This window comes from Streptomyces sp. NPDC050743, assembly GCF_044456925.1.
Lineage (GTDB): Bacteria > Actinomycetota > Actinomycetes > Streptomycetales > Streptomycetaceae > Streptomyces.
Genome location: NZ_JBITGJ010000035.1, coordinates 28,724 through 43,819 on the forward strand (window position 1 = coordinate 28,724; position 15,096 = coordinate 43,819).

The 15,096-nt window shown below is 72.8% G+C and carries 10 protein-coding genes; 1 reads left to right on the plus strand and 9 read right to left on the minus strand.

Annotation, left to right across the window (positions count from 1 at the left end):
* Positions 1 to 117: 117 nt before the first annotated feature.
* Positions 118 to 2,682, minus strand: a complete 2,565-nt coding sequence (locus tag ACIBJF_RS28720) for an MFS transporter (protein ID WP_399177994.1) — start codon at positions 2,680 to 2,682, stop codon at positions 118 to 120.
* Positions 2,683 to 3,262: 580 nt separating this feature from the next.
* On the minus strand, positions 3,263 to 3,901 hold the full coding sequence (locus ACIBJF_RS28725; RefSeq protein ID WP_399178061.1) for a hypothetical protein: 639 nt from the start codon (positions 3,899 to 3,901) through the stop codon (positions 3,263 to 3,265).
* Between the two features lie 416 nt (positions 3,902 to 4,317).
* Here ACIBJF_RS28725 and ACIBJF_RS28730 point away from each other — a divergent pair, with 416 nt between their 5' ends.
* Positions 4,318 to 4,836: a transglycosylase SLT domain-containing protein gene (locus ACIBJF_RS28730; protein ID WP_399177996.1), complete on the plus strand. Its 519-nt coding sequence runs from the start codon at positions 4,318 to 4,320 to the stop codon at positions 4,834 to 4,836.
* A gap of 79 nt (positions 4,837 to 4,915) precedes the next feature.
* Here the strand turns inward: ACIBJF_RS28730 and ACIBJF_RS28735 are convergent, their stop codons facing one another.
* From ACIBJF_RS28735 to ACIBJF_RS28765, 7 genes are all read right to left on the minus strand, one after another.
* On the minus strand, positions 4,916 to 7,183 hold the full coding sequence (locus tag ACIBJF_RS28735) for an SWIM zinc finger family protein (RefSeq protein ID WP_399178062.1): 2,268 nt from the start codon (positions 7,181 to 7,183) through the stop codon (positions 4,916 to 4,918).
* A 242-nt stretch (positions 7,184 to 7,425) separates the two neighbouring features.
* Positions 7,426 to 10,266, minus strand: coding sequence for a DEAD/DEAH box helicase (locus ACIBJF_RS28740; protein WP_399177998.1), 2,841 nt, complete (start codon positions 10,264 to 10,266; stop codon positions 7,426 to 7,428).
* Between the two features lie 96 nt (positions 10,267 to 10,362).
* Positions 10,363 to 10,944, minus strand: coding sequence for a sugar kinase (locus ACIBJF_RS28745; RefSeq protein ID WP_399178000.1), 582 nt, complete (start codon positions 10,942 to 10,944; stop codon positions 10,363 to 10,365).
* Positions 10,941 to 12,086, minus strand: coding sequence for an ROK family glucokinase (locus ACIBJF_RS28750; RefSeq protein WP_399178002.1), 1,146 nt, complete (start codon positions 12,084 to 12,086; stop codon positions 10,941 to 10,943). The genes ACIBJF_RS28745 and ACIBJF_RS28750 overlap by 4 nt, the downstream gene beginning before the upstream one ends.
* Before the next feature lie 106 nt (positions 12,087 to 12,192).
* Positions 12,193 to 12,963: an ATP-binding cassette domain-containing protein gene (locus ACIBJF_RS28755; RefSeq protein ID WP_351806296.1), complete on the minus strand. Its 771-nt coding sequence runs from the start codon at positions 12,961 to 12,963 to the stop codon at positions 12,193 to 12,195.
* Positions 12,960 to 14,015 (minus strand): ABC transporter permease, encoded by a 1,056-nt coding sequence (locus ACIBJF_RS28760; RefSeq protein ID WP_399178004.1) that lies wholly within the window; start codon positions 14,013 to 14,015, stop codon positions 12,960 to 12,962. The genes ACIBJF_RS28755 and ACIBJF_RS28760 overlap by 4 nt, the downstream gene beginning before the upstream one ends.
* Positions 14,012 to 15,016, minus strand: a complete 1,005-nt coding sequence (locus tag ACIBJF_RS28765) for a sugar ABC transporter substrate-binding protein (RefSeq protein ID WP_399178006.1) — start codon at positions 15,014 to 15,016, stop codon at positions 14,012 to 14,014. Before ACIBJF_RS28765 ends, ACIBJF_RS28760 begins: the two co-directional genes overlap by 4 nt.
* Positions 15,017 to 15,096: the final 80 nt, after the last annotated feature.

Genomic DNA, 15,096 nt, shown 5'->3' on the forward strand with positions numbered 1-15,096 from the left:
CCTGCACGCTCTCACATCTCACCATTTCGCACGTGCCCGGGTCACAGCCCGACGCGAGTCGTCCGCTGTTGTGAGGGCTCCGCGAAGATCGTTCACATGCGATCCGGCACGGTGCCGCTACCGGGACTCCTCCTGGTGGGACAGCTCGACGTCGAAGCCGGTGACGCCGCTGCCGTCCAGCCGCACCGCGGCGGCGACCGGGGCGTAGCCGCCGGCGATGACGGTGTACTCGCCGCCGTCGAGGTCGGTGAACCCGTAGGCGCCGTCGGAGCCGGTGATCATGGTGCCGACCACGTTCCCGGCCGAGTCCAGCAGGGTGACCTTGGCGTCGCCGAGCGGCCGGCCGGTCGCGGTGCCGACGACACCGTGGAGCCGGGCGCCGGGTTCCAGGCCGATCTCGCAGACGTCCGCGGCTCCCGGGGTGACGTCGACCGGGAGGGCGGCCGGGCGGTGTCCGGGCGCGTTCACCACGAGCGTGTAGCCGCCGGGGACCAGGTCGGCGAGCTCGAAGGAGCCGTCGGCGGCCGAGGTGCCGGAGGACACGACCTCGCCGCGCACGTCGGTCGCGACCAGCAGCGCTCCGGGCAGCGGCTGCCCGTCGACGGCGTCCCGGACCGTCCCGGTCAGGGCGACGGTGCCGCTGAGCGCGAGGTCGCACTCGACCGGCTCCTCGCCGACCAGCACCGTGACGGCCTGCGGTTGCCGGGCGCCGGCGGCGCCGATCAGCACATAGGTGCCGGGTCCGGCGACGGACAGCGCGTAGGCCCCGTCCGCGCCGCTGACGACGCGGCCGAGCTGCCGTCCGTTCACGTCGATCAAGGTGATCACGGCCTGCGGCACCGGCGCGCCCGTGCCGTCCAGCACCCGGCCGTGGACGCCGTACGGCGAAGCGCCGGGAGCGGGTGCGAACCGATCAGCGGGCTCGGTGGCCGTGGTCGCGGCCAGCTCGGCGGTCATGGTCGCGGTCGCCTCCGGTGCGGAGCCGGCGTTCTCCTCGGCGGCCCGTGCCTCCAGTCCGGAGACCTTGCGCAGCGGCACCTCCTTGGTCCACACCGCGACCAGGAAGCCAAGGACCAGCACCGCCGCCGCGATGAGGAACACCAGCTGCATCGAGTCGGTGAAGCCGACCTTGAACGGCTGGGCCAGGCGCGGGTCGAGCCGCTGGATGAACGAGGAGTCGTCGAGCACGCCCGAGCCGCTTCCGCCGCCCGCCTGCGGGTGCTGGAACATCTCCAGGACCGGCTTGTTCGCGGGGTTGGCCCCTACGGCCGGGTCGTGCAGCGCGGCCTGGAACGCGGGCGTCCCGTACGCCGTGCGGAAGGCCGAGCTGATCTTGTCGCCGACGGTGCTGAACAGCACGGACAGGAAGACCGCGGTGCCGGCGGTGCCGCCCATCTGCCGGAAGAAGGTGGCCGAGGCGGTCGCCACGCCCATGTCCTTGGGCTCCACGGCGTTCTGCACGGCCAGCGTCAGGATCTGCATGCATCCGCTGAGGCCGATGCCGAACAGCGCCATGTAGGCCATGGTCTCCGGCAGTGCGGTGTCCCACTGCACCCGGTAGTGGAACAGCAGCATGGCGGCGATGATCAGCAGGGTGCCGATGACCGGGAAGATCTTGTACTTGCCGGTCTTCTGGATGATGCGTCCGACGACGATGGTCCCGGCGATCATGCCGACCATCAGCGGCAGCATCAGCAGACCGGACTTGGTGGGGCTGACGCCCTTCACGATCTGCAGGTACAGCGGGACCATCATCATCCCGCCGAACATGCCCATGCCGATGAGCACGGACAGCAGGCTCATCTTGCTGAACACCGGGCTGCGGAACAGCCGCATCGGGATCAGGGCCTCCTCGCCCATCGCCCGTTCGACGAGGACCCACACCAGCAGGCCGACCGCGCCGACCGCGTAGCAGACGCAGGCCTTCGTGGAGGTCCAGCCCCAGTCCTGGCCCTGCTCGGCCACGAGCAGCAGCGGCACCACACCGATGGCGATGGTGAGCGCGCCCCACCAGTCGATGCGGTGCTCGCGCCGGGTGTGCGGGAGGTTCAGCACCTTGGCGACGACGAACAGCGCGATGATGCCGACCGGCACGTTGACCAGGAACACCCAGCGCCAGCCTGCGATGCCCAGGATGCTGCCGCGGCCCGCGAGGAAACCGCCGATCAGCGGGCCGAGCACGCTGGAGGAGCCGAACATGGCGAGCATGTAGCCCTGGTACCGGGCCCGCTCGCGGGGCGGCACGATGTCACCGATGATCGCCAGCGCCAGTGACATCAGACCGCCCGCGCCGATGCCCTGGAAGGCCCGGAAGGCGGACAGCTCCGTCATCGAGGTGGCGAAGGAGCAGGCCGCCGAGCCGGCGATGAAGATCGTGATGGCCGCCAGGAAGAAGGGCTTGCGGCCGTAGAGGTCGGACAGCTTGCCGTACAGCGGCGTGCTGATGGTGGAGGTGATCAGGTACGCGGTGGTGACCCACGCCTGGGCGCTGAGTCCGTGCAGATCGTCGGCGATCGTGCGGATCGAGGTGCTGACGATGGTCTGGTCGAGTGCCGCGAGGAACATCCCCAGCATCAGGCCGCCGAGGATCGTCATGATCTGACGGTGCGTCAGCCTGCCGGCCGGTGCCGATGCCGGTATCGCTTCGGTACCCCCACGAGCCGGGGATGCGGACGTGGTCATGCGTGCGGATCTCCTGCCTCGCCTCGCCACCCGGACCCAGCCCGGCTCCGAGGCTTGTGTACGTGCGGTCGACCAGGTCGCCTTCGCGGTGCGGCAACGGACGAGCACCACTCACGTTCCGTTGCTTGCGGCTACCAACTGAGTGTAGATGCCGACCCGGGCAGGCCGTGTCACACCCGCACCGGAGTGTCTCCTCACCGGCCGCACGCACGAGGGCGACGACGGACCGGCCGGCCGGCCACGTACAGGGGCACGCCACCGTGGGCCAGGGCAGCACACCATCGATGACCTGGAACTCCTCGCACACCCCCGGCCCCCGTCCACGCCGACGGGCGCCGGCAGCCCGCCCGCTCCACCCGCACAGCCACCGGCGCGACACCGAGACGCCCTCACGCCGCACCGCCGGGCGCACGGCCGCTCCCGCGACAGCCGTCGGCGACAACGGACCGGCCGGCCACGCACACGAGCACGCCACCATGAGCCGAGGGCAGCACACCTCCGGCCCCCTCCACGTCGGCAGGCGCCGGCAGCCGGCCCGTTCGACCGTGCCCAGCCGGGCGGCCGGACGTGCGGGTCGGCGTCAGTAGCGCTGGGCCTTGGCGAGGTCAGCCGTCAGCTTCGCCTCTTTCGGCTGGCGGCTGAAGGCGATGGACTGGTCCTTCTTCCCGGGTTCCAGGTGCTCCGCGCCGACGTACCGCGTCTCGACCACTTTGCCGGACGCGTCCTTGAAGTCGACCTGTATGGCGTAGGAGGCCGTGCTGTCGGTCTTGTTGGTGACGGTGACCAGGACTGCGTGTACGCCGCCGGACTGCGACCTCGGGATGCCCGTCATGGAGACCTCGGAGAGCGCGTTGCCCCGGCCCTTGACGTTCTTCAGTTCCTTTTCCGCCGCCGCGCTCCTGCGCTGGGTCTCGGCGTCCACCGAGGCCTCGAACTCGGAGGCGCGGGCCGAGGCGGAGGACGCCGCCGCGGAGGCGGACGCCCGGGCGGAGCTGATCGCCGAGGAGGCCGAGGACGCCAGAGCCGACGGCGGCGTACCGGAGAACGATGAGACGTTCGGCGTACGGGGAGTGCCGGCCGTGGGCGAGGACCCGGCGCTCTGGCCGTTGCCGTTGCCGCAGCCGACGAGCCCGCCGGCGAGGAGAAGTCCGCCGAGCGCGCTTCCCAGGATGATCCGGTGCCGGGCCCTCGCGGAGCCTTTGGGGCGGGTCACGGACATGGTGCCGTCCAAGGGGTCGATGGTCTGGGTCTTCCATCGTGAGACCCCGATCTACCCCTCGCGAGTCGACTCCGGACCCCCGCCAGAGGGGCTCTGCGTGTGATGCCACCCATAGGAGCCAGATCACATCCTAGGCAGGGCCGTAGACCCCACACTCAACCCACCTGCATAAAAGTCTCCATTTAATAGCTGATTTCGGACATTGCTACGTGGTTGGGTAGTACGTCACATTTTTGCGCCGCGCTCAGCTCGCCGCTAAACATTGCTGTCATCGCCGGGAGCCACCGGACGGACCGAGCGGGACACCGCCGGATCCGCCACTCCCGAGGCGACCCGGGGCACCGCCCCAGGCCACCGCGACCAACAGCGGCCGGCACCGACTACGTCCTTCCGTGGAGAGTTCCTTCCGTATGACCATGACCACCCGCACCCGCATCGCTCGCCTGCGCACCCTCGCCCTCACCGGCATCACCACCACCGGCGCGGCGGCCGTCGCCCTGACTCTGATGCCCGCGAACGCCCAGGCCGCCGAAGCGACGCAGGTGTCGGCCTCCACCGTGGTCAACGCGTCCTCGAACGACGGCAGCACCACCTCCCAGGGCAAGACCGGTACCGCGGGCAGCCTCGACGGCTGGATCAAGCAGTCCCTGGCCATCATGAAGGCCAAGGGCATCCCGGGCAGCTACGAGGGCCTGAAGCGCAACATCATGCGCGAGTCCGGCGGCAACCCCAACGCCCAGAACAACTGGGACGTCAACGCCAAGCAGGGCACCCCCTCCAAGGGCCTGCTGCAGGTGATCGACCCCACCTTCAACGCCTACCACGTCGCCGGCACCGCCAAGAGCGTCACCGACCCGGTGGCCAACATCACCGCGGCCGCCAACTACGCCGCCCACCGCTACGGCTCCATCGACAACGTCAACTCCGCGTACTGAGCCGACGCACCCCGGCACCCGAAGGCCGGTGCCGGCAGCGACCACCGCTGCCGGCACCGGCCTTGCCGCGTCGCGGCGGTCAGCCGTCGTCCGGTGTGCCGAGGCCGGTCAGCGCGCCCACCGGGTCCAGGTCGGGCGTGCCGCGGGGCCACCAGTCGTCCCGGCCCGGCTCCGACTCGTACGCGTACCACAGGCCGTCGCGGCCCAGCCGCAGCTGGACGTGGCCGCGCGGATGGGTGAGGCGGTTGCGCCAGGGGCGGAACGCCGGGAGGTCGGCGGCCAGCAGCAGCGGGCGGGCCCGGTCGAAGCGGCCGGCCGGCGGGTCCCACTCCTCCTCCAGGACGGCCAGCCCGGCGGCCCCGCCCTGGCGCCAGGCCGCGACGGCCCGCGCGAGGTCGGCCGGGGGGCGGCCGACGGCCGCGGCGAGCGTGGCGTAGAGGGTGCGGGTGGCGGCCGTGAGGCCGGAGCCGGGGCGGGCGGCGGCCAGGCGCACCGCGTCCTGCCACAGGGTCAGCTCGCCCACCGGGTCCCGTCCGGTGCCGAGCAGCGCGTGGGCGCGGGCGGCGGCGTCGGTCGCGAGCTGGTCCAGCGCGAAGGGGTCCGGGCCGCCGGGCGCCGCCGGATAGACCGGGGGCTGGTCGGGGTGCGGGGGCGCCGGCAACGGCGGGGGCAGCGGCGGGAGCTCGCGCGGCGCGAGGGCGTCGGCGGCGCGTACACCCGGCAGGGACTGCGGCTGCCGCTCCTGGGCGGCGCGGGCCGCGCGGGCGGCGCTGCGCCGGGACAGCGCGTCGAGCAGGCTCCGCTCGCCCCGGCCGCGCAGCAGGAGCAGCACGAACGGGTCGGCGTCGAGCAGCCGTGCCGTCTGGTAGCAGAGCGCGGCCGCGTGCTTGCAGGGGTGCCCGGAGTCGGGGCAGCTGCAGCGCGGCACGAGGTCGCCGGGGCCGGGCAGCAGGGGCACACCGCAGTCGGCGAGGGACTGGGGCAGTTCCTTGTCGAGCAGCGCGGCGATGTGCCCCGGCCGGTCGGCGGCCGCGTCCAGGAACCGCGCCCAGTCCGCGTCCTCCAGCGTGCGGACCCGCACCTGTACCCGGTAGGGGCGGGGCCGGCTCCCCCGGACGTACGCCAGCACCAGCCCCGGGGTCACGGTGATCGCGTCGACGTGCCCCTGGTCGGCGTAACAGCGGCCCCGCGCCAGCCTCTTGGGGTCCAGCGCGCCCTGTTCCAGCGCGGCCACCCAGGCGTTGCCCCACCAGGTCCCGGCGAACAGCGCGCCCTCGTCGGTGGCCTCGCGGGGCGCGAACTCCGGGAAGGTGCGGCGCAGTTCGGAGTCGCGGTGGGGGGTGGCCATGGTGGCGGGCACGTGGGGGGACACCGGCGCGGGGGGCGTGGGGTGCGGTTCGGCGGGGGTGGCCGGGTTTGCTGGCTCGTCCCGCGTCGGGTCCGGCTCGGCGGGGGTGGTGACGGGGCGCGGCTGGGAGGTGTCGGTGATGTCGGCGCTGTCGGCGCTGCCGCTGGTGTCCGTGCCCGGGGTCTCGTCCTCGGGGGTGTCGGACCACGTCGGCATCCGGAAGGCGTTGGCCAGGTAGCTCCGCATCTCCTGGGCAGCCTTGATGCGGGCGCCTCGGGAGTCCGGTCCAGGGGCGGTCGCGGGGTGCGGCGCCGTGGCTGCGGGGCCACCGGTCGCGCGCGGCCCGCGTCGGGTACGTGGCTCAGTCGACCGCTTGCCGCGCGCGGCGGCCTCGCCGGCCTCGGCCTCGGCGCGCAGCGCCTCCCGGCGGGCGGACCGGAGCGCCTCCCTGGCCACGTCGGCGGGCCGCACCACCGGCCGTTCCGCACGGGCGCCCCCGGACACGTCTCCCTCTCCCGCACGCGCGGAGCCGGGCAGCTCCCGATCACTCACACGGGCGCCTCCCGGCACGTCACGGTCCCCCGCACGGCCGGCCCCGGACACGCCTCGCTCCCGCCCATGGGCGGCCCGAGACACATCACGGTCATCCGCACGGGCGCCCCCGGGCACGTCTCCCTCTCCCGCACGCGCGAAGCCGGGCAGCTCCCGATCACTCGCACGGGTGCCCACGGACACGTCACGGTCCCCCGCACGGCCGGCCCCGGACACGCCTCGCTCCCCCGCACCGGCAGCCCCGGACGCGTCCCGGCCACCCGCACCCGCGGACCGCGCCGTTGCACCGGGCCCGCCTTCGTCCGCGGATCGTCCGACGGCACCGAGCGCACCTCCGTCGGCGGACTGTGCGCGAGCGCCTGTGGTCCTGCTCTCGGCGGATGCGGTGGACTCGCCGGTCTCGTCCGGTGTGCCGGGTGTGTCCGACCGGGCGGGCACGGACGGCATGGCCGACCGGAGAGCTGCCCGGGCGACGTCCGCGGGCCTCCGCTCCGCGGTGCCCGGCCCGGCGACCGCGCGCCTGGACGCCGCCTGCTCGTCCGTGGTCTCCTCCCGCGCCGCCTCCGCCCGCCCGTACCCGGCCTGTTCGGCTCCGATCCGTGCGCCCCCGGCCCGCTCGGTCTCCGCCCGCTGCCGTGCCTCCCGCAGGGCCCGGCGGGCGGCGTCGCCGGGGCGCTGTTCGCCGTTCGTCACGACGGCCTCCGCAGCGAGACGAGGTCGGACAGCTCGCGGTCGGTCAGTTCGGTGAGGGCCGCCTCGCCGGAGCCCAGGATGGCGTCGGCCAGGGCGCGCTTGGCGGTGAGCATCTCGGCGATGCGGTCCTCGACCGTGCCCTCGGTGACCAGGCGGTGGACCTGGACCGGCTGGGTCTGGCCGATGCGGTACGCGCGGTCGGTGGCCTGTTCCTCGACCGCCGGGTTCCACCAGCGGTCGAAATGGATGACATGGCCCGCGCGGGTGAGGTTCAGGCCGGTGCCGGCGGCCTTCAGGGAGAGCACCAGGACCGGTGTCTCGCCGCTCTGGAAGCGGTCCACCATGCGCTCGCGCTCCGGAACCGGGGTGCCGCCGTGCAGCAGGTCCACCGGGATCGCACGGGCGGACAGGTGCGCGGTGATGAGGCGGGCCATGCCGACGTACTGGGTGAAGACGAGCGCCGAGCCGTCCTCGGCGAGGAGGGTGTCCAACAGCTCGTCCAGCAGGGCGAGTTTGCCGGAGCGGGCCAGGAGCCGGTCGGCGTGCGGGTCTTCCTTCAGGTACAGCGCCGGGTGGTCGCAGATCTGCTTCAGCGCGCTGAGCAGCTTCAGGACCAGGCCCCGGCGGGCGATGCCCTCGGCGGTCTCGATGGCCAGCATGGACTCGCGCACCACCGCCTCGTACAGCGCGGCCTGCTCGCGGGTGAGCGGCACCGGGTGGTCCGTCTCGGTCTTGGGGGGCAGCTCGGGGACGATGCCGGGGTCGGACTTCTTGCGGCGCAGCAGGAACGGCCGTACCAGGCGGGCCAGGCGCTCGACCGCCTCCTGGTCCTCGCCCGTCTCCACCGCTCGCGCGTGCCGGGCGCGGAAGGACTTCAGCGGGCCGAGAAGTCCGGGGGTGGTCCAGTCGAGCAGGGCCCACAGCTCGGAGAGGTTGTTCTCCACCGGGGTGCCGGTCAGCGCCACGCGCGCGGGGGCCGGGATGGTGCGCAGGGCCTTGGCGGTGGCCGAGAAGGGGTTCTTCACGTGCTGGGCCTCGTCGGCGACGACCATGCCCCAGGGCCGTTCGGCCAGGCGGGCCGCGGTGGAGCGCATGGTGCCGTACGTGGTGAGGACGAAACCGCCGTCGACGCCGTCCAGGGTGCGCTCCGGGCCGTGGAAGCGGCGGACGGGGACGCCGGGCGCGAAACGGGTGATCTCCCGCTGCCAGTTGCCCAGGAGGGACGCGGGGCACACGACCAGGGTCGGCTCGGTGCGGGCGCGCTTCAGGTGCAGGGCGATGAGGGTGACGGTCTTGCCGAGGCCCATGTCGTCGGCGAGGCAGCCGCCGAGGCCGAGGGAGGTCATCAGGTCCAGCCAGGCCAGACCGCGCAGCTGGTAGTCGCGGAGGGCGGCGGCGAGGCCGGCCGGCGGGTCCGCGGGGCGCAGGCCCGCCGTGAGCCGGTCGCGCAGGGCGGCCAGCGCGCCGACCGGCACCGCCTCCACGGTCTCGCCGTCGACCTCGGCGGTGCCGGTGAGCGCGACGGACAGCGCGTCGACCGGGTCGAGCAGGCCCAGTTCGCGCTTGCGGGCCTTGCGGACGAGGGCCGGGTCGACCAGCACCCAGCGGTCCCGCAGCCGTACGACCGGGCGGTGGGCCTCGGCGAGGGCGTCCATCTCGGCCTCGCTGAGCGGATCTCCGCCGAGGGCCAACTGCCAGCGGAACCGGAGCAGTTCCTCGCTCTCGAAGAAGCCGGTGCCGTCCGTCGCCGAGCCGGGCGCCGGGCGGACCACCGCGGCGGCCGTGAGGTCGCGGGCGAGGTCCCGGGGCCAGTGCACGGCGACCCCGGCGGCGGCCAGCCGCGCGGCACCGACGCCGAGCAGCTCGCCCAGCTCCTCCTCGGACAGAGCGAGGACGTCGGGCACGTCCTGTTCGGCGAGCCGGTCCAGGGGCGGCCACACGCGCGCCGCGCGCCGCACGGCGAGGGCGGCGTCCACCCGCGAGCGGGGCCCGAACGCCGTGTCGGCCTCCCCCGCCCACAGGGACGCCGCGTCGGCCACCAGGGTGGGGTCGGCGAGGCTGTGCACCTGCACGATCGCCGCTCCCGCGGCGCGCGCGCCCTCGTGCTCGCCGGCGTCGAAGACGTCGTACGCGGACAGGTCCAGGCGCAGCGAGATCCGCACGCCCGCGTCCATGCCGGCGGCGACCTCGGCCGCCCATTCATGGGCCCGGGGCAGCGCCACGGCCTCCCGGGCGGCGAAGGGCCGGCCGGAGGTGTAGGGGGCGGCCGGGGTGCGCGGCAGGGTGTCGGCGACCGCGTCCAGGAAGGAGCGGATCAGGGCCTCCGGCTCGGGCAGCCGGAGCGGGCCCGGGTCCTGGAGCGGCACGGCGTGGCCCTCCGGGGGCAGGGCCGCGGCGACCGCGCGCAGGTGGGCGATGTCGGCGGGCTCCAGCGGGCCGGCCCGCCAGGCGTCATGGCCGGCCGGGGTCAGGCCCGGCAGCAGCCGGCCGCGGGCGACCAGCCGCAGCGCGTGCAGCGCGGCGGCGCCCCAGCAGGCCGTGGCCGGATGGGCGGCCGGGTCGCGGCGGGCCCGGACGAGCACCGGCAGGGCCTCGGCGAGCGGCAGGGTGAGCGCGGACACCTGCCGGCGGCGGACCCCCGCACCATGGCGCCGTACGACCGTGATCTCGGCGGTGTCGCCCGGGACGGACCCGCCCTCGGGGTCCCAGAAGGCGATCCGGCCCTCGCGCGGGAGGGGCGCGGGCAGATAGACGGACGCGAGACACACCGGGACCGGGTTCCCGGCCTGCCCGGAGTCGCCCGTGCGCTCGGCCATCGCCGCCGTGCCGCCGCTCATACGCCGTGCCACCTCCCGCCCCTGTGCCGGATCAGACGTCTTCGACTCTACGGGCGGGGTCTGACAATCGGCCCCGGGACCGGCCCGGGCCCGCGCCTACGGGACGGTGCGGGAGACGACGTAGACCATCGGGTACTTCGGGTCGGACATGTTCACGACCACGTCCTGCGTCGGCGCCGGGTTCTTCTGCTTGTGGGTGAGTCCCCACCAGGGGCCGGCGCCGGTGAAGTGCCAGCCGCTGACCTTCTGGTCGCGGGAGCCGATGGCGATGTCGCCCTCCTTCAGCTCGTCCCGGCGTGCGCCCATGGTCTGCAGGAAGCCGTCCAGGCCGGCGGCGTTGGTGCGGAACTGCACGTAGAGGCGGCTGGTCTTCCAGTTGTTCGTCTCGTAGGAGGCGATGTAGTCGGCCGGGTGCGGGACCGTCACCTGGTAGAGGCGGCGCTGCACCTTCGACGGCCAGCCCGGGGTCAGGCCGGTCGCCGAGTACTTCGCCTCCTTGTCCTTGCCGCTGTTGCGGCTCTGGTTCGCGGAGATCACCAGGTAGCCGGCCGGTACGCCGATCAGCAGCCCGATGATCAGCAGGGTGAGCGCGCGGCGCCTGGCCTTGTGCCGGGCGTCCTCGGCGGGGCGGCGCGGCGGGTGCAGCGGGGCGGCCTGGCGGGGCAGCGACGCGGTCATACGGTGTCCCGGTCGCGTCGGGCCTGGCCGTACCGCTCGTAGCGCTCGTACCGCTCCACCCGGCGGCGCTTGGCCCGGCGGAACCGGCGGGCGACCAGCCGGGCCAGGTCGGCGGCACCCACCATGCCGGCCTCGGGGCCGAGCTGGGCGCGGGTGATGCGGGCCTCGGGGCGGTAGCCGCGGCCGGTGAGGTGGCGCTTGAAGGCGTCCCGGGCGGGGCCGATGAGCAGGTCGTCGGCGGCCGAGACCCCGCCGCCGATGACGAAGCAGGAGGGGTCGAGGGCGGCGGCGAGGTTGGCGATGCCGACGCCGAGCCACTGGCCGATGTCCTGGAGCAGCTCGATGCACATGGCGTCGCCCTCGCGGGCCAGCTCGGTGATCATCGGGCCGGTGATCTCGTGGATGTTGCCCTTGACGTGCTCGATGATCCCGTAGGCCACCGGGGAGTCGGCGACGGCCAGCTCCTTGGCCTCGCGGACCAGTGCGTTGCCGGAGCTGTACTGCTCCCAGCAGCCGCGGTTGCCGCACGGGCAGCGGTGGCCGCCGGGCACGACCTGCATATGGCCGAACTCGCCGGCGACACCGTACTTGCCGCGCTTGACCTGGCCGTCCTCCAGGATGGCGCCGCCGATGCCGGTGCCGAGGGTGATCATGACGAGGTGGTCCTCGCCACGCCCCGCGCCGAAGCGCCACTCCGCCCAGGCGGCGGTGTTGGCGTCGTTGTCGACGAGGACCGGCACGGAGAGGCGGCCGCTCAGGCGGTCGCGCAGCGGTTCGTTGCGCCAGGACAGGTGCGGGGCGAACAGGACGCGGTTGCGGTCGGCGTCGACCCAGCCGGCCGCGCCGATGCCGACCGCGTGCACGTCGTGCCGGTCGGACAGGTCCAGGACCAGTTCGACGATGGTGTCCTCGACGACCTTGGGGCTCTTGGACTTGTCCGGGGTCTCCGTGCGGAGCTTCTCCAGGATGTTGCCGTCCGCGTCCACGACGCCCGCCATGACCTTGGTGCCGCCGATGTCGATCCCGACCGTGGGCACGCGGGGTGCGGTCAGGTGGGACCGGCGCTCCCGCGTGCCGACGGTACGCAGGACCGGGGCTCGGCGGGAGCCGATGGGGGCGGTGAGGTCGCGGTAGGTGCTCATCGCGCTCGATTGTGCCTCACCGTGGGTAAGGGTGCGGTACGGGGAAGGGGGACGGAGCGCGCGAGCGGTGCCGGGCGCGACTGGTCCGTGGCTGGTCGTGCGCCCCTCAACTCCGCCGCAGTTCGTGCCGCAGAGCGTCCAGGTCGGACCCTCCCGCCATCTGCTGGGTCAGCTCGTCCAGGGTGATCTCGTCCCGTGTGTAATTGCCCACCATTGTGCCGCGCCTCAACAGCACGAACCTGTCCCCCACCAGGTACGCGTGATGCGGGTTGTGGGTGATCAGCACAACGCCCAGACCCTCGTCGCGTGCCGCAGCCACATATTTCAGGACCACACCGGACTGCTTCACACCCAGTGCCGCCGTCGGCTCGTCCAGGACCAGGACCTTGGCGCCGAAGTGGACCGCGCGGGCGATCGCCACGCACTGGCGTTCGCCGCCGGAGAGGGTGCCGATGGGCTGGTCGACGTCCCTCAGGTCGATGCCCATGCGGAGCAGCGCCTCGCGGGTCGTACGGCGCATGAGGTCGGTGTCCAGGCGCTTGAAGGGTCCTTTGCCCCTGCGGGGCTCGGAGCCGAGGAAGAAATTGCGCCAGACCGGCATGAGGGGGACCACCGCCAGGTCCTGGTAGACCGTGGCGATGCCCCGGTCCAGGGCCTCGCGCGGGGAGGAGAGGGTCGTCTCCTCGCCCTCGATGCTCAGGGTGCCGCCGTCGTGCCGGTGCAGACCCGCGACGATCTTGATGAGGGTGGACTTGCCGGCTCCGTTGTCGCCGAGGACGCAGGTGATCTCGCCGGGGTGGACCTCCAGCGAGACGCCTTCGAGGGCGCGGACGGTGCCGTAGTGCTTGCTGACGTCGGCCAGCTCGACCAGAGTCACTTGCTGACCTCCGCGCGCTTCTTGACCCAGGCGTTGAGCAGGGTCGCGAGGAGCAGCATCGCTCCGAGGAAGAACTTGAACCAGTCGGGGTTCCACTCGGCGAAGACGATGCCCTTGCTGGTCATGCCGAAGAGGAGGGCGCCCACGGCGGAGCCGATCGCGCTGCCGTAGCCGCCGGTGATCAGGCAGCCGCCGATCACGGCCGCGATGATGTAGATCAGCTCGTTGCCGACGCCCTCGCCGGACTGGACGGCGTCGAAGGAGAAGAGCAGGTGCTGGCCGGAGATCCAGGCGCCGAACGCCACGCCCATGTAGAGGCCGATTTTGGTCCTGGCCACCGGGACGCCGACCGCGCGGGCCGCGTCCTCGTTGCCGCCGACGGCGAAGATCCAGTTGCCGGTGCGGGTGCGCAGCAGGATCCAGGAGGCGAGGGCGACCAGGCCCAGCCACCACAGGATCGTGACCTTGAAGTCGACGCCGCCGATCGTGAGCGTCGAGGCGAAGACCGCGTGGGCGGCGGGGAAGCCCTCCATGTCCCCGATGGTCTTCGTCGACACCGTGCCGTCGATCAGCTTGGTGAAGCCGAGGTTCATGCCGGTCAGCATCAGGAAGGTGCCCAGCGTGACGATGAAGCTGGGCAGCCCGGTGCGGGTGAGCACGAAGCCGTTGAAGGCGCCGATCGCGAGGGTGACCAGCAGGGACACGCCGACGCCGACCCAGGTGTTCGCCGTCATCTGGTAGCTGAACATCGAGGAGATCAGCGCCGAGGACGTCACCAGGACACCGGCCGACAGGTCGAACTCGCCGCCGATCATCAGCAGCGCCACCGGTACGGCCATGATGCCGATGGTCGAGGAGGCGTACAGGACCGTGCTGAGGCTGGAGGCGCGCAGGAACCCGTCGGCGGCGCAGGCGAAGAAGACGAAGACGGCGAGCGCGCCGACGGTCGAGCCGAGCTCGGGGCGGGAGAGCAGTTTCCGCAGGACGGAGGTCTGCAGACTCCTTTCGTCAATCGCTCGCTCGTCGGCCGTCTCCTTGGTCGTCGCGCTCATCGGGTGCCCCGCTCGGTGTACGCGGCCAGCGCGGCGGCCTGGTCCCTGGTGACGATCTGCGGGCCGGTCAGGACCGGCTTGCCGCCGCCGAGGACGTCGCCGTTGTACTTGTAGGCCCACAGCAGGTCGACCGCCTCGTAGCCCTGGAGATACGGCTGCTGGTCCACGGCGAAGCCGAGGGTGCCGTTCTTCAGTTCGGCGGCGACCTGGGCGTTGAGGTCGAAGGTGTCGATCTCGGCCGTGCTGCCCGCGTCGCCCTTCGCCTTCACCGCGGTGTCGGCGTACGGCGCGCCGAGGGTGACGACGGAGTCGATGGAGTCGTCGGCCTGGAGCTTGGCCTCGACGGCGGACTGCACGTCAGGCATGTCGGTGCCGTTGACGTACAGCTTCCGCAGGGTGCCGTGGAAGGTCTTGGCGACGCCGTCGCAGCGCTGCTCGTGGCCGACGTTGCCCTGCTCGTGCAGCACGCACAGGGCCTTCTTCTTCCCGCGCTTGTTCAGCTCCTCGCCCACGGCCTCGCCGGCGATGGTCTCGTCCTGGCCGATGTGGGTGAGGGCGCCGAAGGCCTTGGACTCCTCGGAGCCGGAGTTCACCGTGATGACCGGGATGCCGGCCTTCTCGGCGCGGGCCACGGCGGCCTTCATGGCGTCGGGCTTGGCGAGGGTGACGATGATGCCGTCGACCTTCTTGTCGACCGCCGCGTCCACCAGCTGCGCCTGCTGCTGGGCCTCGTCGTCGTGCGAGTACAGGAAGTTGATGTTGTCCTTGACGGCGGCCTGCTTGGCGCCGCTCTGCACGATGTCCCAGAAGGTGTCGCCGTCTCCGGAGTGGGTGATCATCGCGAAGGTCCAGCGCGGTGTGTTCACCGCCGCTCTCCCCTGGGCCGCGGCGGCCTTGCGGGCGTCCTCGGCCCGCTTGCCTCCGGTGCTGCTGCACGCCGCGAGGGACAGCGAAAGTGCCCCTGTCAGCGCGATGACCGCCCAGGTCCTGAACCGTGCCACGAGGCAGTGCCCCTTCTTGCTGTGTTTGTACGTACGGAAGGGGCCGGCGATCAGCTCAGCAGCCCCAAACGCCCCAGTAT